General features: G+C 70.4%; 17 protein-coding genes. 12 read left to right on the forward strand and 5 right to left on the reverse strand.

The window, feature by feature from the left end; genetic code table 11:
• Window positions 1-43: 43 nt before the first annotated feature.
• Window positions 44-550: a hypothetical protein gene (locus tag DES41_RS14085; protein WP_114468260.1), complete on the forward strand. Its 507-nt coding sequence runs from the start codon at window positions 44-46 to the stop codon at window positions 548-550.
• A 16-nt stretch (window positions 551-566) separates the two neighbouring features.
• Here DES41_RS14085 and DES41_RS14090 read toward each other — a convergent pair whose 3' ends face one another.
• On the reverse strand, window positions 567-1,766 hold the full coding sequence (locus tag DES41_RS14090) for an MFS transporter (protein WP_425466362.1): 1,200 nt from the start codon (window positions 1,764-1,766) through the stop codon (window positions 567-569).
• Window positions 1,767-2,624: 858 nt separating this feature from the next.
• On the opposite strand from DES41_RS14090, the gene trfA reads away from it, so the two are divergent.
• The gene (gene trfA, locus DES41_RS14095) at window positions 2,625-3,467 is read left to right on the forward strand and encodes a plasmid replication initiator TrfA (RefSeq protein WP_114468262.1); all 843 of its coding nucleotides are present in this window, start codon (window positions 2,625-2,627) and stop codon (window positions 3,465-3,467) included.
• A gap of 147 nt (window positions 3,468-3,614) precedes the next feature.
• On the opposite strand, the gene DES41_RS14100 is transcribed toward trfA, so the two are convergent.
• Together DES41_RS14100 and DES41_RS14105 are read right to left on the reverse strand one after the other, a co-directional pair.
• The gene (locus DES41_RS14100) at window positions 3,615-5,507 is read right to left on the reverse strand and encodes a sigma-54-dependent Fis family transcriptional regulator (RefSeq protein ID WP_114468263.1); all 1,893 of its coding nucleotides are present in this window, start codon (window positions 5,505-5,507) and stop codon (window positions 3,615-3,617) included.
• A 106-nt stretch (window positions 5,508-5,613) separates the two neighbouring features.
• Window positions 5,614-6,528, reverse strand: a complete 915-nt coding sequence (locus DES41_RS14105; RefSeq protein WP_114468264.1) for a LysR family transcriptional regulator — start codon at window positions 6,526-6,528, stop codon at window positions 5,614-5,616.
• A 106-nt stretch (window positions 6,529-6,634) separates the two neighbouring features.
• Between DES41_RS14105 and DES41_RS14110 the strand changes: the two genes are divergently transcribed.
• The 10 genes from DES41_RS14110 to DES41_RS14155 all read left to right on the forward strand — a co-directional run bounded on the left by DES41_RS14110 (window position 6,635) and on the right by DES41_RS14155 (window position 17,774).
• Window positions 6,635-7,513 (forward strand): aldo/keto reductase family oxidoreductase, encoded by an 879-nt coding sequence (locus tag DES41_RS14110; protein ID WP_114468265.1) that lies wholly within the window; start codon window positions 6,635-6,637, stop codon window positions 7,511-7,513.
• Window positions 7,514-7,600: 87 nt separating this feature from the next.
• Window positions 7,601-9,754, forward strand: coding sequence for a TonB C-terminal domain-containing protein (locus tag DES41_RS14115; protein WP_114468266.1), 2,154 nt, complete (start codon window positions 7,601-7,603; stop codon window positions 9,752-9,754).
• 211 nt (window positions 9,755-9,965) lie between these two features.
• Entirely contained in the window at window positions 9,966-11,486 is a 1,521-nt protein-coding gene (adh, locus tag DES41_RS14120; protein WP_114468267.1) for an aldehyde dehydrogenase, read from the forward strand.
• 88 nt (window positions 11,487-11,574) lie between these two features.
• Window positions 11,575-12,051 carry a cytochrome c-550 PedF gene (pedF, locus tag DES41_RS14125; protein ID WP_114468268.1) on the forward strand — a complete coding sequence of 159 codons (477 nt, stop codon included), beginning with the start codon at window positions 11,575-11,577 and terminating at the stop codon, window positions 12,049-12,051.
• 34 nt (window positions 12,052-12,085) lie between these two features.
• Complete coding sequence (locus DES41_RS14130; protein WP_114468269.1) at window positions 12,086-13,936, forward strand: methanol/ethanol family PQQ-dependent dehydrogenase; 1,851 nt, start codon at window positions 12,086-12,088, stop codon at window positions 13,934-13,936.
• Between the two features lie 2 nt (window positions 13,937-13,938).
• The gene (locus DES41_RS14135; RefSeq protein WP_114468270.1) at window positions 13,939-14,508 is read left to right on the forward strand and encodes a pentapeptide repeat-containing protein; all 570 of its coding nucleotides are present in this window, start codon (window positions 13,939-13,941) and stop codon (window positions 14,506-14,508) included.
• 12 nt (window positions 14,509-14,520) lie between these two features.
• The gene (gene azu / locus DES41_RS14140) at window positions 14,521-14,964 is read left to right on the forward strand and encodes an azurin (RefSeq protein ID WP_114468430.1); all 444 of its coding nucleotides are present in this window, start codon (window positions 14,521-14,523) and stop codon (window positions 14,962-14,964) included.
• On the forward strand, window positions 14,961-15,350 hold the full coding sequence (locus DES41_RS14145; protein ID WP_114468271.1) for a DUF779 domain-containing protein: 390 nt from the start codon (window positions 14,961-14,963) through the stop codon (window positions 15,348-15,350). Before azu ends, DES41_RS14145 begins: the two co-directional genes overlap by 4 nt.
• Before the next feature lie 48 nt (window positions 15,351-15,398).
• Window positions 15,399-16,838 carry a hypothetical protein gene (locus tag DES41_RS14150; protein ID WP_114468272.1) on the forward strand — a complete coding sequence of 480 codons (1,440 nt, stop codon included), beginning with the start codon at window positions 15,399-15,401 and terminating at the stop codon, window positions 16,836-16,838.
• Between the two features lie 30 nt (window positions 16,839-16,868).
• A complete protein-coding gene (locus DES41_RS14155; RefSeq protein ID WP_114468273.1) occupies window positions 16,869-17,774 on the forward strand; it encodes a CoA transferase in 906 nt (301 codons plus the stop codon).
• A 49-nt stretch (window positions 17,775-17,823) separates the two neighbouring features.
• On the opposite strand, the gene DES41_RS14160 is transcribed toward DES41_RS14155, so the two are convergent.
• A complete protein-coding gene (locus DES41_RS14160) occupies window positions 17,824-18,207 on the reverse strand; it encodes a type II toxin-antitoxin system RelE/ParE family toxin (RefSeq protein WP_114468274.1) in 384 nt (127 codons plus the stop codon).
• On the reverse strand, window positions 18,204-18,461 hold the full coding sequence (locus tag DES41_RS14165) for a type II toxin-antitoxin system ParD family antitoxin (RefSeq protein ID WP_114468275.1): 258 nt from the start codon (window positions 18,459-18,461) through the stop codon (window positions 18,204-18,206). Before DES41_RS14165 ends, DES41_RS14160 begins: the two co-directional genes overlap by 4 nt.
• Between the last annotated feature and the right edge of the window lie 56 nt (window positions 18,462-18,517).

Raw genomic sequence — 18,517 nt, forward strand, 5'->3', positions numbered from 1 at the left:
ACTGCCGGGGCCCGCGGCCGCACGCGTGCCGGACAATGGCGCGATGACCGACATTCCCGACGATGCACCTCACGGCGAAGCTGCCGACACTGCCATCCAGGAGCCCCGCCTGTGGCGCGATGAACGCTGGACGGCCCGCGTGATCAAGAACGAGGACGACGACGGCTGGGCCGTGTCGATGACGTTGCACGGCGAATCCGAACCCGCACTGACAGGCCCCTGGACCATGGGCCGCGACAAGAAGAACCCCAAGCCGCTGGACGCACCCGCCTTCCACACGCTGGTGAAGACCGCCAATGAAGTGCTGCGCCGGCACGAGCAGCAACTGCATGCGCGGCTGCACAAGGAGGTCAGCGTGGGCGCAGGCTCCGAGCGCATCCGCGTCGCCTTGACCATCGTGCCGGACGAGGAGTACCCCTATGCGGTGCTCACGGCGCAGGACGAAGCGGGCGAGACGCTGGGCCAGGCCCGCGTGGCGGCCGATTTCAAGCTCAACACGGACAAGGCGCAGGCCTGGATCGACAGCGGCTACACCGCGCGCATGCGCTGAGCGGGCACACCGGGCTTCAGCGGCGCAGCTCGCGCGCCAGCCGGCCCAGTGCGAGGCAGGCGGCCAGGCCCAGCCCGGCCGACAGCCACAGCGCGCCCGCACCCAGCCGCTGCACCGCCAGCCCGAAGAGGAAGGGCGCGCCGGCCTGCACGATGCGGGCCGGCACCATCAGCAGGCCCTGCCGCTCGCCATAGCCCCTGGCGCCGAACAGCAGCAGCGGCAGCGTTCCGATGGCGATGGTCAGGATGCCGTTGCCCAGCCCATGCAGTACCGCGAAGGCCGCCGCCGCGGGGCTGCCGATGAGCACGATGCACAGCACGCCCAGCGGATGGCCGAGCGTGGCCAGGCGCGCCGACAGCAGCGGATGCGCCCGGGCCAGGAATGCGAATTCGATCAGACGCCCAGCGACCTGCGCCGGCCCCACCAGCGCGGCCGTGCCGACCGCTGCCGCCATGCCGGCCCCCGCGGCCAGCAGCAGTTGCGGCAGATGCGCCGCCATGGCCGTGCTGATGAACCAGGTCACGGCGAACACGAAGGCCAGCAGCAGGGCCGCAGCGCGTTGCTGCGGCGGGGCCAGGGCGGCCGGTGGGCTGGCCGGGCTTGCGGCCTCTGCAGGGGCGGCAGGCGCGCGCGCAGCCGCAGGCAGCATGGCATTGAGCGGCAGGCCCACCAGCAGGTGCAGGCCTGCCCACACCAGGCAGGCACCACGCCAGCCCAGGCTGCTTTCCAGCCAGGCCGTGAGCGGCCAGCCCACGGTGCTGGCGAAGCCGGCGAACAAGGTGATCCCCGTGATCGTGCGCCTGGCCTGCGCTCCATGCAGCCGCACCGCGGTGGCGAACGCGGCTTCGTAGAGGCCGCTGCCCATCGCCAGGCCCATCACGGCCCAGGCCCCGAACACCTGCAGTGGCTGCTGCGCGAGGCCCAGGGCCCCCAGCCCCGCGGCGAACACCAGGTTGCTGGCCACGAGCACCGGCCGGCCGCCGTGCCGGTCGATCAGCCGGCCTGCGAACGGCCCCGTGGCCGCAGCCACCAGCAAGGCCACCGAGAACGCACCGAACACGGTGGCGCGCGACATGCCCAGGTCCTGGCCGATGGCACCCGCAAGAATGGCCGGCAGGTAGTACGACGAGGCCCAGGCCAGCGTCTGCGCCAGGCCCAGCAGCACCGTCGTCGTGCGCGTGCCCTGCAGCCTTGCGCCGGCGTTCAGTTGCGGCACCGCTGCACCGGCGTGGAGTGCACGCGCTTTCCGATGGGCTGTCTCATGCAGCCATGGTAGGGGCTGCCATGCCGCGGGCCGCAGCTGTCTCAAACCACGAATCGCCGCATGCACGGCTGGAGCAACCCATCGTCGTGGTTTGACGCACGCTGCCGCGGAACGCTTCTCGTGGCATGACGCACGCGTTGGCGACAAGCCCATCGTGGTTTGAGGCACGGTACCGACGCGCCTCTGTCGGGGTTTGAATCACGCCGAGGCACAGGCCGCCCATCGGGACATGAATCAGCCCGTGTCGTGGGATGACGCCGGCCGCATCGCGGGATGAAGCCGCTGCACTCGTCTGATGAGGCGCCACCACTCGGCGAATGAATCGGAGGGGTTTCGAAAAGTTCCATGCAGATCAACGACTTGCATGGACATTGGCGCCCCACTAATCACTCTCTAATCCGTCTCTAATCCTTGTTGATTAATCAAATTCTTAATCAGTGAACGCAGCCGCCGTCGATTCCGGCTTGCCGGAATCGATGGCGGAAGGGGTCCGGGGCTGGCCCCGGGTGGTTCCTGGCGCATGGGCCCGCGCGACCGGGTGCGCAAGAAGCTGTCTCAAACCACGAATCCCGCTGGTCGCCGCATCGGTGTCAAACCACGACAAACAGGCCTGCTTCAAACCACGATCCAGCGGGTCTGCAGGCCTGCAACGCCCCGATCATTGCCTCAAACGACGACAGATGCCGTTTCCAGGGCGCTGCACACGCTGGCCAGCCAACCCGCCGGCTGCATCAAGGCACGAACAGCTTGATTCAAACCACGAGACTCCTGCGTCAAGCGACGACAGGCGGCTGATATCGTCGCGGCCCGATGACCGACCTCGCCACCCTTCCCAAGTCCAAACGCAAGTCCCACGGCATGCTGCTCGCCGGGCCCACCCAGCTGCCGCTGTGGGGCGAACGCGTGCGTGGCGCGCCCAACGCGCTGGCCCGCTCGGCCCTGTTCACCTGCGCCGACAAGCGCAAGCCGCGCCGCAGCTTCGACCGCCAGGTCATCGTCTCCGTGGCCGGCCAGGAGATCCGCTACACCGGCAAGGAACTGCGCCAGGACGACCTGACCGTGTGGCTGCAGGTCGTCCACCTGGCCCGCATGCAGCCCATCGGCGACCAGGTGGAGGTGTCTGCGAGTTCGCTCGGCGTGGCCATCGGCTGGGGCAACAGCGGCGACACCTACAAGCGCCTGCGCGACTCCATCGCCCGCATGCGAGAAGGCTCCGTCTGGGTCGACAAGCCCAATGGCAAGGGCTTCTCGGGCAACCTGATCATGCGGCTGGAGTGGTCCGATGCAGGCTCCAAGTCGCGCGAGAAGTGGCGGCTCTACCTCGACCCCAACATCCTGGAGTTGTTCCAGCCCGATGCCTTCACCTTGCTCAATGGCGAAGAACGCCTGGGCCTGACGCCGCTGGCGCAGTGGATCTACGGCTTCTTCAGCACGCACGAGACGCCGTTTCCGTACAAGGTCGAGACCCTGTTCGGCCTCAGCGGCTCGACGGCCACCTGCCTGTCGGGCTTTCGCCGCAACCTGCTGGAGGCGCTGGACGTGCTCAAGGAACGCCGGCTGATCTCCGACTTCATCTACGACACCAAGACCAAAACTGTGCACGTGCTGCGCCGCCCGCACATGCCGGTGGTCGAAGCCCCGCTCGCGGCCTGAGCCGCCTCTGCTTCAAACCACGAGGCGGCAGTCGTGGTTTGAGGCACCGCCCTCGGAAACGTCCCCCAGACCCTCCAACATTCGGCGTTTGAGGCAGGCACAGCGCGCCGCCCTCGTCCTGCCCTTGCCCGCCCTCTTCCGCGCTTTCTACGGCTGCTGCCGTGCCAGGTGCCTGTAGACGGTGCTGCGGTGCACGCCCAGCAGCCGGGCCGCCTGCGCCACGTCGTTGCCCGTGGCCTCCAGCGCCTGCGCGATGGCCGACCGGGTTGCATCGCGCAGCGACTCGGTGGCAGCGGCCGGCCGGCCCACCGCGCCGGCAGGCACCGCGGGCGCAGCAGCCGCCGGCATGGCAGCGCACAGGGCCGCCGGCAATGCGTCCAGCCCCAGCGCGTCGCCCTCCTCCGCCAGTGCAACCAGCGACTTCAGCACGCTGCGCAGTTCGCGCACATTGCCGGGCCAGCTGTGCGCGGCCAGCCTGTCCAGCGCTTCTGCGCAGAGCCGCAGGCGGCGCTGCCGGCCGCCCAGCTCATCGAACAAGCGTGCGATGAGGGCGCGCCGGTCGGCACGCTCGCGCAGCGCCGGCAGGCTCGCCGTGAAGCCGGCCAGGCGGTACATGAGGTCGGCACGGAAGCGGCCGGCCTGCACCATGGCCTCCAGGCTCTGGTGCGTGGCGCAGACCAGGTCGAAATCCACCGGCACGGGACGCCCGCCACCCAGCGGCACCACCACGCGGTTCTCCAGCACGCGCAGCAGCCGGCTCTGCAGGCCGAGCGGCATCTCGCCGATCTCGTCCAGGAACAGGATGCCGCCATCGGCCTCGCGCACGCGGCCCGGGCTGCCGCGCTTGCGCGCGCCGGTGAAGGCGCCGTCCTCGTAGCCGAACAGTTCGGCCTCGATCAGGTTCTCGGGCAGCGAGGCACAGTCCAGCGCCACGAAGGGGCCGGCGCTGCGCCGGCTGGCCGCATGCAGCCGCCGCGCGAACACGTCCTTGCCGCTGCCGGTCTCGCCGGTCACGAGCACGGGCACGCCCTGGTCGAGCACGCGCGCCGCCTTGGCCAGCAGCGGTGCCAGCGGATCGGCGTCGGGCCCGATGTCCTGCACCTCGTCGGCACGGCGGCGCGGCGCGGCATGCAGGGGTGCGCCCAGGCGCTCGACCACGCCGGCGATCTGGCGGCCGCCCGGCAGCGTGAGCAGGCCGCGCTGGTGCTCCAGCCGGCCCCAGTCGCGGCCCAGCAGGCTGCGGATGTCGCGGTCCAGCAGGCCGAGCCAGTCGCTGTCGAACAGCTCCAGCGCGAGCCGGTTGGCCGCGGCGATGCGGCCATCGGTGATCACCAGCATGGCCTCGCGCGGCGTGCCGATCAGGCTGGGGCGGGCATGGAAGCGCAGCACATGGCCCTGGGCACCGGCCAGCAGCATGCGGTGCTCGACCTGCTGGGCCGACATGCGCACCAGGCCCAGCGCATGCTGGTTCACGCGCTGCGTGTCGCCCGAGATGTCCAGCACGCCGGCCACCGCGCCGCGGCCGTCCAGGATGGGCGCGGCGGCGCAGCCGAGCTGCGCATAGGGGGCCAGGTAGTGCTCGCCGCCCAGCACCATGACGGCATGGCGCTCGACGAGCGCCATGCCGATGGCATTGGTGCCGCGCAGGCCTTCGGACCACTCCACGCCGGGCTTGAGCGCGATGCGCTCGGCCTTGGGCAGGAAATCGGGGCTGCCGATCTCGTGCAGGATCAGCCCCCTCGGATCGGTCAGGATCACCACGCAGCCGTTGCCCGCCGCATGCTCGGCCAGGCCGTCGAGCTCCGGCTGGGCGCAGGCCAGAAGGCGCAGCGACTGCTCGCGCCGCTCGTCCAGTTCACCCAGTGTGATCGGCTCCAGCTGGTGGTGCTGCCAGGGCAGGTGCCGGCTGCGCAGCCAGGAGCGCGCGATGGGCTCGGCAATGCCGGTGGCCTCGCGGCCCTGGCGGAAGAACAGGTCGCGGGCCAGGTCGATCGGATCGCACCCGTCGAGCGGGTGGGCCGGGGCGGGGGCCTCCGTCATGGCTTGTCTCCGTAGTGCGGGGTGCTGGCCAGGATCGTAGCGGGCAGCGCGCCGGCCGGTTTGTCGCAAGTTGCGAATCTTCCTGTCGCTTTCCCCCAGGCAGCGCTCAGCCCACCTGCCAAGGCGGCAGCGCCTTGACGAAGTCCACGAAGGCCCGCAGCGGGGCCGGCTGGTGGCGCCGGCCAGGGTAGTAGAGGAAGGGCCCGGAGAAACGCGGCCACCAGGGCTCCAGCACGGGCTCGAGTTCGCCGCGTGCGATGTAGGGCCGCAGCCAGTCCTCGAACAGGTAGATCACGCCGACGCCGGCCACGGCCGCATCCACGGCGAGGTCGGCCGCCGCGCCGATGCGCACCAGCAAAGGCCCGGTGGGCTCGATCTTGACTTGCTCGCCCCTGCGCTCGAACTCCCACGCCGGCTTGGCCCCGCTGGCGAACTGGCCGCGCAGGCAGGCGTGGGCCAGCAGGTCGCGCGGGTGCCTGGGCCGCCCGCGCTGCGCCAGGTAGGCCGGCGAAGCGGCCGCGGCGAAGCGCTGCTCGCGCGGTCCGATGGGGATGGCGATCATGTCCTGCTCCAGCCGCTCGTCGTAGCGGATGCCGGCATCGCAGCCGGCGGCCAGCACGTCGACGAAGCCGTCTTCGGCGACCACTTCGAGCCGGATGTCCGGATAGGCCGCGAGAAACGCCGGGACGATGCGCGGCAGCACGAGCCGCGATGCGCTGACGGGCACATTGAGCCGCAGCGTGCCGGCGGGCTTGCCGCGGAATCCGTTGGCCAGGTCGAGCGCGGCGTGCACCTCCTTCAGTGCAGGTTCCAGCCGCTCCAGCAGCTGCGCGCCGGCCTCGGTCGGCGCCACGCTGCGCGTGGTGCGGTTGAGCAGCCGCACGCCCAGCCGGTCTTCCAGGCGCCGCACGGCCTCGCTGAGGCGCGAGGCGCTGCTGCCCGTGGCGCGGGCGGCCTCGCGAAAGCCCGCGGCGCGCGCCACGGCGACGAAGGCGTGGATGTCGGCAAGCTCGGTGGTCATGCGGTTGATTGTTCACGATTCCGCACAACCTGTGCCGATTGCACGGATTGTCGAACGCCGACCGGCCGCCTACATTGGCCTTCAACCCAACCCATCGAGCACTTGCATGACCTCTTCGAACCTTGCCGCAGCAGGCACTTATCTTCTTGGCGACCGCCGCGTCGGCCGGCTCGGCTACGGCGCCATGCAGCTGGCCGGGCCCGGCGTGTTCGGACCGCCGAAGGACCGGGCGGCCGCGCTGGCGGTGTTGCGCGCAGCCGTCGACGCGGGCGTGGACCACATCGACACCAGCGACTTCTACGGCCCGCACACCACCAACCAGCTGATCCGCGAGGCGCTGCAGCCCTACACGCAGGCGCTGACCATCGTCACGAAGATCGGCGCCGTGCGCGGCGCGGACGCCTCGTGGCAGCCCGCGTTCTCGGCCGAAGCGCTGAAGGCCGCGGTGCACGACAACCTGCGCCATCTCGGCCTGGACGTGCTCGAGGTGGTCAACCTTCGGGCCATGTTCGACGTGCACGGGCCTGCCGAGGGATCCCTCGAGCCGCCGCTGACGGTCTTGGCCGAGCTGCAACGCCAGGGTCTGGTGCGCCACATCGGTCTGTCCAACGTCACGCGCACCCAGGTCGCGCAGGGCCGCAGCATCGCCCCCATCGTCTGCGTGCAGAACCAGTACAACCTGGCGCACCGCGGCGACGATGCGCTGATCGACGAACTGGCGGCCGCGGGCATCGCCTACGTGCCCTTCTTCCCGCTGGGCGGGTTCACGCCGCTGCAGTCGACGGCGCTGTCCGACGTCGCCAGCGCACTCGGTGCCACGCCCATGCAGGTGGCACTGGCCTGGCTGCTGCAGCGCTCGCCCAACCTGCTGCTGATCCCGGGCACCTCGTCGGTGGCACACCTGCACGAGAACCTGGCGGCGGCGTCGCTGGTGCTGCCTGCCGCTGCGCTGGCGACGCTCCAGCAGATCGGCGCCGTGGCCTGAAGCGCTGGACGGGGCGCGCGCTGCACTACAGTCGCGGCCTGATCCACAAGCCCCGGCGAGCCTCGCACGGTGGCGCAACCAGAGCACGTGCCGGTCCCAGCGGATTCCCTTTCCATCGAGAACCAGTGGCTGCGGCGGCCCAGGCTGCGTCCGGGTGCCGGGCTGCTGCGCGGCGTGCTGGGCTCGCTGCTGGTGCATGCGCTGGTGCTGAGCCTGACCTTCGGCAGCGCGGAGTACGGCCTGCCGGGCCTGGTCTTTCCGTGGCAGGAACGGCGCGGTGCGCTGCCGGAACTGCGCGTGGTGCTGCAAGCAGAGGCCCCGGCCGCCGCCGCACCCGCAGCGCAGACGCCGCCGGCGCCCGCAACGGCAGCGGCCCCGGCACCTGCTGTCGTGGCACCCGTCAGGGTTCCCGCGCCTCAACCTCTACCTGCGCCGACACCTGCGCCAGCGCCGAGCCCGAAGCCTGCCGTGCTGGCCATGCCATCCGCCGACGCGGGCACACCCGCCGCCGACACCGCCGAGCAGGACGCCGCACGGGCGGCCCTGGCACAGCGAGAGGCAGACCGTGAAGCCGCTGCCCGGCAGGCCGAGGAGCAGCAGCAGGCCGAGCAACGCGCACAGGCCGTGCAGCAAGCCGCTCGGGACGCGGCACGCGCCCGGGCCGCGCAGGCCGAAGCGGCCCGCATCGAGGCTGAACGCCAGGCCATCCTGCAGGCCGAACAGGCGCAGCGCGATGCCGCACAACAGCAGCCATCGCAGGCCCAGGCCGCCGAGCGCGAGGTCGAACGCCAGCAAGTCCTGCAGCGCGAGGCCCTGCATGCGCAAGCCGAACGGGAAGAGGCAGCACAGCAGGACATGGCGCGCCAGCAGGCGGCGCAGGCCGAGGCTGCGCGGCTGGCGCTGGAGCGCCGCGAGGCCGCCGCGGACGCTGCGGCACAGGAACAGGCGGCGCGCCAGGAGGCCGCTCGCAGGGCAGCCGTCCGCGCCGAAGCTGAACGGCAAGCGCAGGTGCAGGCGCAGGTGCAGGTGCAACAGGCGGCGGCGCAACAGGAAGCCGAGCGCACCGAAGCCTTGCGCCGCGAGGCCACACAGCAGGAGGCAGCCCAACGCGTCGCCCGCGAAGAAGCCGTGCGCGCCGAAGCCGCCGAGCGCGAGGCCCGGCTGCAGGAAGCAACGCGCCAGGCCGCGGCACGGCAGGAAGAGGCTGCGCGGCGGGATGCCGCCCGGCAAGAGGCGGAACGCCAGGCCGCGCAGCGGCAGGAGGCAGCACGCCAGCTAGCGGCCAGCGAAGAAGCTGCGCTCGCCGAAGCGGCCAGGCGCGAGGCCGAGCGCCAGGAAGCAAGGCGCCAAGCCGCGGCACGCCAGGAAGAGACTGCGCGCCAGGAAGAGGCCGCACGTCAGGAAGAGGCTGCACGCCAGGAAGAGGCTGCACGCCGGGAGGCCGCCCGGCAGGACGCGGAACGCCAGGCCGCTGCGCAACAGGAGACCGCGCGCCGCGAGGCCGCCCAGGCCGCAGCAGCCCGCCAGGAGGCTGAGCGGCAACAAGCTGCGCAAGCCGCAGCCGCACGGGAGGCGGCCGACCGCCAGGCCGCAGCCCAGGCACAAGCCCAAGCGGAAGCCGCCCAGCGGGCCGCAGCCCAGCAGGCCGCGGAGCAGGACAGCGCCCGGCGCGCCACAGCCCAGGACGCGGCTGCACCGCAGGCTGCAGAGCAGCGCCCGGCGGCCGCCCTGGCCGAGGCCGCCAAACGCGAGGCCGCCCGCGCCTACGAGGCGCAGCGCGAAGAGCGGCTGCGTGCGATCGGCCGGCAGTTGAACGCCGAGGCCGACCAGCGTGCCGCCGCCGAAGCCGCGGCGCGCGCGGCGCCCGACCTGCCCTCGTCGTGGAGCAATGCCAGGCGCGGCCGCAACCTCGCGCGCGGCGATCCGAACGAGGAGTTGCGCCTGTACGGCGACGCCTGGAGCCGCAAGATCGAACTCAACATGACGATCGAGCCGGTGCGTGAACTGCTCCGACAGCCGCACCAGCCACCCGTCGTGACGGTCGCCGTGCGCCGCGACGGCTCGGTCGAATCGATCACCTTCGTGCGCTCCAGCGGCGTTGCGGCCATCGACGATGCGGTGCGCGGCATCGTGCAGGGCCAGGCCAACTACCCGGCGTTTCCGCCGCGGCTGGCGCGCGACTTCGATGTGGTGGAGATCCGCCGCACCTGGCACTTCGACATCGCGATCCGGCTGTACTAGGCAAACCCGCGCCTGTCGCAAGGCGCGACAAGCGCGTCGCCGCCTGCACGCCGCGGCTGTCGCAATTCGCGGCATGCCAGCCCGCGTCAGCACCGTCTCCCTCTGAACACCCCCCCGGTGTTTGTGTCCATGCCGGCGGGCCTGCCGCTTGCACTGGTCCAGGCCAGCCACCGCATGTCGCGGGGCGGATCACACACAGACGGAGTCAACAATGGACATGCTCGAACCCGGCAAATTCGCCACAGCAGTGCCTTTCAAGAAGCGCTATGGCAACTTCATCGGCGGCACCTGGGTGGAACCGGTGGACGGCCAGTACTTCGAGAACGTCACGCCGATCACGGGCAAGCCGTTCTGCGAAGTGCCGCGCTCCCAGGCGGCCGACATCGAGCTGGCACTGGATGCCGCCCACAAGGCCAAGGCCGCGTGGGGCAAGACCTCCACCACCGAGCGCGCCAACATCCTGAACAAGATCGCCGACCGCATGCAGGAGAACATCGAACTGCTGGCCACGGCCGAGACCTGGGACAACGGCAAGCCGATCCGCGAGACCATGGCCGCCGACCTGCCGCTGGGCATCGACCACTTCCGCTACTTCGCGGCCTGCGTGCGCGCCCAGGAAGGCGGTATCAGCCAGATCGACCACGAGACCTACGCCTACCACTTCCACGAGCCCATCGGCGTCGTGGGCCAGATCATTCCCTGGAACTTCCCGCTGCTGATGGCGATCTGGAAGCTGGCGCCCGCGCTGGCCGCCGGCAACTGCGTGGTGCTCAAACCCGCCGAACAGACGCCTGTCTCCATCCTGGTGCTGGCCGAGATCATCGGCGACCTGCTGCCGCCCGGCGTGCTGAACATCGTGAACGGCTTCGGCGTGGAAGCCGGCAAGCCGCTGGCCTCGTCCAACCGCATCGGCAAGATCGCCTTCACGGGCGAGACCACCACGGGCCGGCTGATCTCGCAGTACGCGAGCCAGAACCTGATCCCGGTCACGCTGGAGCTCGGCGGCAAGAGCCCCAACATCTTCTTCGCCGACGTGCTGGACCAGGACGACGGCTTCTTCGACAAGGCGCTCGAGGGCTTTGCGATGTTCGCGCTGAACCAGGGCGAGGTCTGCACCTGCCCGAGCCGTGCGCTGGTCCAGGAATCCATCTACGACCGCTTCATGGAACGCGCGCTGCAGCGCGTCAATGCCATCAAGCAAGGCAACCCGCTGGACATGTCGACCATGATCGGCGCGCAGGCTTCGGGCGAGCAGCTCGAGAAGATCCTGTCTTACCTGGACATCGGTCGCCAGGAGGGCGCGGCCGTGCTGACCGGTGGCGCGCGCAGCCACCTCGAGGGCGAGCTGGCCGGCGGCTACTACGTGCAACCCACCGTGTTCCTGGGCCACAACAAGATGCGCATCTTCCAGGAAGAGATCTTCGGCCCGGTGGTCTCGGTCACCACCTTCAAGGACGAGGACGAAGCGCTGGCCATCGCCAACGACACGCTGTACGGCCTGGGCGCCGGCGTCTGGAGCCGCGACATGAACCGCGCCTTCCGCATGGGCAAGGGCATCCAGGCCGGCCGCGTGTGGACCAACTGCTACCACCAGTACCCGGCGCACGCCGCCTTCGGTGGCTACAAGCAATCGGGCATCGGCCGCGAGAACCACAAGATGATGCTGGACCACTACCAGCAGACCAAGAACCTGTTGGTCAGCTACAGCGAGAACAAGCTGGGCTTCTTCTGAGCCGCTAGTACCCCCACGACGACGCCCTCGCCTGCTGCGCAACGCAGCAGGCCGGGCCGCTGCATGCCCGAACGACGAGACACACCCCATGAAAACCGTACGCACCCTGATCGCAGCGCTGGCCCTGGCACTGGGCCAGGCCGGGCCCGCCTTCGCCCACGGCGACATGGCCCCGCAGGCCGTGGACACCCACACCCTGCCGCCCCTCGGCGACAAGCCGCTGGAGGACAACCCCTACAGCGTGGTCGGCAGCAAGGCCGCAGCCAATGGCGAGGCCGTGCGCATCGGCAGCTCGGCCTACAACGCCAACTGCGCACGCTGCCATGGGCTGGAGGCCAAGTCGGGCGGCATCGCGCCCGACCTGCGCAAGCTCAACGCCGACTGCGGCGACGCGAAGAAGCCAGACAAGGCCTGCATGGTGGAGATGGACCAGTACTTCTTCACCACCGTGATGCAGGGCCGCACGCGCGACGGGCGCGTGTACATGCCGCCGTTCAAGGAGATCTTCACGCAGGAGGCCATCTGGGCCATCCGCAGCTACGTCGACAGCAAGAAGCCCGATTGACACGGCACCCATCCAACCACCGAGGAGACCACCCATGCACAAGACCACCATCGCCATCGCCGCAGCCCTGCTGCTGGCCACGGCGGCCCACGCGCAGACCGACAGCCCCGGCGTCAGCTGGGACGAGATCGCCAACGACCACGCCAGCCCCAAGGACGTGCTGAGCTACGGCATGGGCCTGAAGGGCCAGCGCTTCTCCACGCTCAAGCAGATCGACCGCAGCAACGTGGCCAAGCTGGCGCCGGCCTGGAGCTTCTCGTTCGGTGGCGAGAAGCAGCGTGGCCAGGAGACGCAGGCGCTGGTGCACAACGGCGTGGTCTACGTGACGGCCTCGTACTCGCGCATCTTTGCGCTCGACGCCAAGACCGGCAAGCAGCTCTGGGCCTACGAGCACCGCCTGCCCGACGACATTCGGCCGTGCTGCGACGTGGTCAACCGCGGCGCCGCCATCTACGGCGACAAGGTCTACTTCGGCACGCTGGATGCGCGCGTGGTGGCGCTCAACAAGGACACCGGCAAGGTGGTCTGGAACAAGAAGTTCGGCGACCACAAGGTGGGCTACACCATGACCGGCGCTCCCACGCTGGTGAAGGAGAAGAACGGCCGCGTGCTGCTGATCCACGGCAGCTCGGGCGACGAATTCGGCGTGGTCGGCTGGCTGTTCGCCCGCGACCCGGAGACCGGGGAGGAGGTCTGGGCCCGGCCGCTGGTCGAGGGCCACCAGGGCCGGCTGGATGGCAAGCCCGGGACCCACACCGGCGACCCCAAGGCGCCGTCCTGGCCCAGCGACCCCAAGAGCGCCACCGGCAAGGTCCAGCCCTGGAGCCAGGGCGGCGGCGCGCCATGGCAGAGTGCCACCTTCGACCCCGAAACCAACACCATCGTGATCGGCGCGGGCAACCCCGCGCCCTGGAACGGCAACCTGCGCACGCCGCAGGGCGGCGACCCGGCCAAGTACGACAGCCTGTTCACCTCGGGCCAGGCGTATGTCGATGCGACGACGGGCGAGCTCAAGGGCTTCTTCCAGCACACGCCGAACGACACCTGGGACTTCTCGGGCAACAACGAGATCGTGCTGTTCGACTACAAGGACAAGAACGGCAAGACCATCAAGGCCGGCGGACACGCCGACCGCAACGGCTTCTTCTTCGTGACCGACGTGAACAAGCTGGCCACGGGCGCGGGCTACCCCAACAAGCCCACGGCGCTGCTGGCCGCGTTCCCGTTCGTCGATGGCGTGACCTGGGCCAAGGGCTTCGACCTGAAGACCGGCCGGCCGATCGAGAACCCGAACCAGCGGCCCAAGCAGCCGCCCGAGGGACAGGACAAGGGCGAGTCGGTGTTCGTCTCGCCCCCTTTCCTGGGCGGCAAGAACTGGAACCCGATGAGCTACAGCCCGGAGACCGGCCTGTTCTACATCGCGGCCAACCACTGGGGCATGGACTACTGGGCCGAGCACCTGGCCTACAAGCCCGGCTCGGCCTACCTGGGCATGGGCTTTCGCATCAAGCGCCTGCACGACGACCACGTGGGCACGCTGCGCGCGCTCGACCCGCAGACCGGCAAGATCGCCTGGGAGAAGAAGGAGGTCTATCCGCTGTGGGCCGGCACGCTGGCGACGGCCGGCGGCCTGGTGGTGACAGGCACCTCCAACGGCTACGTGAAGATCTTCGACGCCAAGGACGGCACCGAACTGTGGAAGTTCCAGACCGGCTCGGGGATCATTGCGATCCCGACCACCTGGGAGCAGGACGGCGAGCAGTACATCGGCATCGCTTCGGGCTACGGCGGCGCCGTGCCGCTGTGGGGCGGCGACATGGCCGACCTGACCAAGACCGTCACGCAGGGCGGCTCGTTCTGGGTGTTCAAGCTGCCGAAGGTCTGACCATGCACGCGCTGCGCACCCTGATCGGCGTGGCGGCGCTCGCGGCATCCCTGGGTGCCGCGGCGCAGACCACCACCACGATAGCCTCCGCCTGCACCCCCGGCCCGCGCGCGCAGTGCGCCGGCGCCGACCTGCGCTTCGCCAACCTCGTGGGCCGCGACCTGCAGGGCGCGAACTTCCGCGGCGCCAACCTGGACCGCGCCGACCTGCGCGCGGCCAACCTGGTCGGCGCCGACTTCACCGACGCCAGCGCGCTGGCCGCGCAGTTCGGCAAGGCCTACCTGGCGCAATCGCGCTTCGTGCGCGCCAAGCTCATTGGCGCGGACTTCGAATCGGCACGCATGAGCAAGTCCGACTTCGCGCAGGCCGACCTCACGGCCGCCAACCTCTCGGGCGCCTGGTCCATCGGCACGCGCTACGAGGGCGCGCGGCTGGACAGCGCCGACGTGCAGGAGACCAAGTTCAGCACGTCGACCTTCCGCAATGCCTCGATGCGCGGCACCAAGCTGCGCTTCGCGGTGTTCTCCGATGTGGACTTCGAGGGCTGCACCGGCTGCCCTGTCGATTGGTAAGAAATGGCCTCCATGCAACACACACTCATCGCATTCGCCGGGCTGCTGCTGGCCGGCGCCGCGCAGGCCAAGACCTGCGCGCTCACCATCGCCTCCAACGACCAGATGCAGTTCGACCAGGCCGAGCTCAAGGTCGCGGGCGACTGCACCACGGTCGAGCTCACGCTCAAGCACACCGGCAGCTTGCCGGCCACGGCCATGGGCCACAACTGGGTGCTGACCGCGACCGCCGCGATGCGCTCGGTCGCGCTGGCCGGCATGAACGCCGGCGCCGCGGCGAACTACGTCAAGCCTGGCGACGAGCGCGTGCTGGCCGCCACGCCCGTGGTCGGCGGCGGTGGCAGCACCAAGATCAGCTTCTCGACCGCCAAGCTCGCCAAGGGCGGCGACTACAGCTTCTTCTGCTCCTTCCCCGGCCACTGGTCGGTGATGAAGGGCAAGCTGGTGTTCGGATGACGGTCGACCGCGTCACCGCCACGTCCGCCGCGCTGGTGCTGATCGCGCAACTGCGCGCGCAGCACGGCCCGCTGATGTTCCACCAGTCGGGCGGCTGCTGCGACGGCAGCGCGCCCATGTGCTACGCGCAGGGCGAGTTCATCGTGGGCGACTACGACCGGCTGCTAGGCCATATCGGCGGCATGCCGTTCTACATCAGCGGGCCGCAGTTCGAATATTGGCAGCACACGCAGCTCATCATCGACGTGGTGCCGGGCCGTGGCGGCATGTTCTCGCTGGAGGGTCCGACAGGGCAGCGCTTCCTGACGCGCTCGCGGCTGTTCACGGATGCGGAATGGGCCGAACTGCAGGCTACAGAAACCGCGGGAAATGCCGATACGGCGTGAACGGGCGCGCCATCCGGGCGCCCTCTCCCACCGAGGCGCCCGACCCGCATGACCACCGTATCCGCCATCGGCAGCACGGCATGGACCGCCAGCACGGCCCTGGCGCGCACGCCCGTGGCCGAGGCCACCGCCGCACCCCCGTCCACCGTGCTGGAGCTCGCGCGCACTGCACCCGCGCCGACGGTCTACGAACGCCCGACCGGTCCGACCCGCAGCTGGGCCAGCGCGCCCGGCGATGCGATCAGCAGCCTGATGCAGCGCAACGCCGCCAACGGCACGGGCAGCCTGGCGTCCCAATGGCGCGGCCTGGGCGGCGCACTGCTCACGCGCCTGGCCGAGCAAGGCGGCGACTACCGGCAGACCCTGGTGCAGCACGCCAGCGGCGTGGCCGCCAGCGACGCGCTGGCCAGCGCACGCGACAGCGCGGTGACGCTGCAGCTGCGCATCCGCACGCAGTCGGGTGCGACGGTGGAGCTGTCCATCGCCGTCAGCCGCGGATCGGGGCAGATCCAGGGCGCGCTGCAGGTCGACATGCGCAGCAGCGGCGCTCTGACCGATGCCGAGCGCAAGGCCCTGGGCGCGCTGGCCGAGGGCCTGGACAAGGCACTCGCGGGCCTCGGCCGTGCGGACCAGCCGCAGCTGGACCTGTCGGGCCTGCTGGCCTATGACGACAAGCAGCTGTCGTCCATCGAACTCACGGTGCGCAGCCCCCGGGCGGACGATCCGCTGCGCAGCTTCAGCCTGCAGGCCAGCGCGCGCGAGAAACGCATCGACATGCAGGGCGTGGCCGGCACGCTGTCGCTGCGCCTGGACAACGCCCAGCCGCTGGCCACCGCGCGCGAGGAGGTGCGACAGGCCAGCATCGCGCAGTACCTCGCGCAGTTCGAGGCGGCCGGCCAACGCGGCCACATCGGCGCCGAACTCGTGGACCAGCTGCGCCAGGCCTTCGCGCAGCTGCACGGTGCGCACAACACGAGCGGCGGCCAGGCGCAGGCGCTGGACGGCACGCCGCAGGCGCTGCAGAACCAGGTGGCACCGCTGCTGAGCGGGCTGGCCGATTTCGAACTGCGCATCGCGGGCGAATTCCGCAAGACCAACGACGACGGCTACCTGACCGAGGTCAGCCAGGCCCGCTACGAGGTCGCGCAGCAGACCAGCGTGCAGCGCACGGGCAACACTGGCCCCACGGGCGACATCACCGTCACGCAGACGCGCAGCGCCGTGCTGCAGGCGCAAGTCCTGCGGGCGCTCGGCGAGGCCGAGATCGATCTCAAGGGCGGCAACTACCACCGCACCGACATCGACGACCAGAGCCGCGGCGCGACCACGGTGGCGACCGTCCAGGGCCGGCTCGTGCGCGCAGAGTCCGAGCAGGCGGACCAGCAGTTGCTGACCTACGCCAAGCTGTTGAACCACCGTGCCGTGCAGACGCACACCGAGCCGCGTGAGCGACACACGCGCGAGGATCTGCTGCCCACCGTGCGGTAGATTGCGGCCCTTTCGGCCGCCTTCACCCGCATGACCAGCACGACCACCCGTTCCGCCCGCGCGCCGCGCCCCCTGGCCGGCGTGCGCATCCTGAGCCTGGCGCTCAACCTGCCCGGTCCTGCAGCGCTGATGCGCTGCCGCACGATGGGTGCGACCTGCGTCAAGCTGGAGCCGCCCGGGCCCGACGGCGGCCCGGGCGACCCCATGGCCACCTACGCACCCGGCGCCTACGCCACCCTGCACGAGGGAGTGCGGGTGCTACAGGCCAACCTGAAAACCGAGCCGGGCCAGAAGGCGCTGCACCGCGAACTGGCACGCACCGATGTGCTGCTGACCTCGTTCCGCCCCTCGGCGCTGGCCAAGCTCGACCTCGGCTGGCGCAGGCTGCACAAGCTGTACCCGCAGCTGTCGCAAGCGGCCATCGTCGGCGCCACCGGCGCGCGCGCCGAGGAGCCCGGCCACGACCTGACCTACGTGGCCGAGCACGGCCTGGTCAACGGCCTGGAGCTGCCGCCCACGCTGTACGCCGACATGGGCGGCTCGCTGGCTGCCAGCGAGGCCGTGCTGCAGGCCCAGCTGCTGCGCGCGGCCAAGGGCTCAGGGGTGTTCCTGGAGGTCGCGCTGGCCGATGCGGCGGCCTACCTCGCGCTGCCGCGCGCCTGGGGCCTCACCACGCCGCAGGGCTCGGTCGGCGGCGCGCATGCGGGCTACCGCGTCTATCCCTGCAAGGACGGCCGCGTGGCCGTGGCTGCGCTGGAGCCGCATTTCGCCAAGGCGCTGTGCACGGCCGCTGGCGTGGCCGATGCGTCGCGCAAGGGCATGCTGTCCGCGTCCACGCACGCTGCCGTGGCCGCTTTCTTCGCCACGCGCACGCGCAAGCAGCTGGAGAAGCTCGGCCACGAACAGGACATTCCGCTGCACGGCTTGCCGCGCTGATGCAACGCTGAGCCGGCTGGGCTCGGGCGCCTCGCGGGCTCGAAGACGGTCAGCGTCGGGGCCCGGGCGGGACAAGTGCCAACTGCGCGCCCACGTCCATCCGCTGGTGCAGGATGCGCACCACGTCGATCACGCCGTTCACCCCGACGCGAAAGAACATCACATGCGTGCCGACGATCTGCCGGCGGTATCCGGCGCGGATGTGTTCCGCACTCTGCCCACGCATCGGCCCGCTGGCCAGCGCACCACAGGCATCGCGCAAAGCCATCACATAGCGGTCCGCTTGCGCCGTGCCCCATTCGCGCGCCGAGTAGTCCCAGATCTCCGAGAGATCGGCGATCGCTTGGGGCGACAGCAGATACGCACCTGCTGAGCTCTCCGCGCCGCCCTTCGTGCCGCGCGGACGCGCAGGGCGGCGGGGTGCGGTCGTCATGGCGATTCGGATTCCCGCAGGGCCTGGTGCTTTCCCGCCAGAAACTCGTCGAAGTCGAACGCCTTGGACGGCCCGCTGCGTTCGCCGGCCTCCAGCGCTTGCCGCAACGCTTTGAGGCGGGTTTCCTGCTCTTCCAACAGGCGCAGACCCGCCCGCACGACCTCGCTGGCCGAACCGTAGCGGCCCTGAACGATCTGCGCGTCGATGAAGTCGCCGAAGTGGTCGCCCAGCGAGATGGATGTGTTTCTGGTCATGGCGGTCCTCCGTGCGGTTAGAGGCGACATGCTACCAATGGATCGCATCCATTGGT

It is taken from the genome of Pseudorhodoferax soli, assembly GCF_003337555.1.
In the GTDB taxonomy this organism is placed as follows: Bacteria; Pseudomonadota; Gammaproteobacteria; order Burkholderiales; family Burkholderiaceae_C; genus Pseudorhodoferax; species Pseudorhodoferax soli.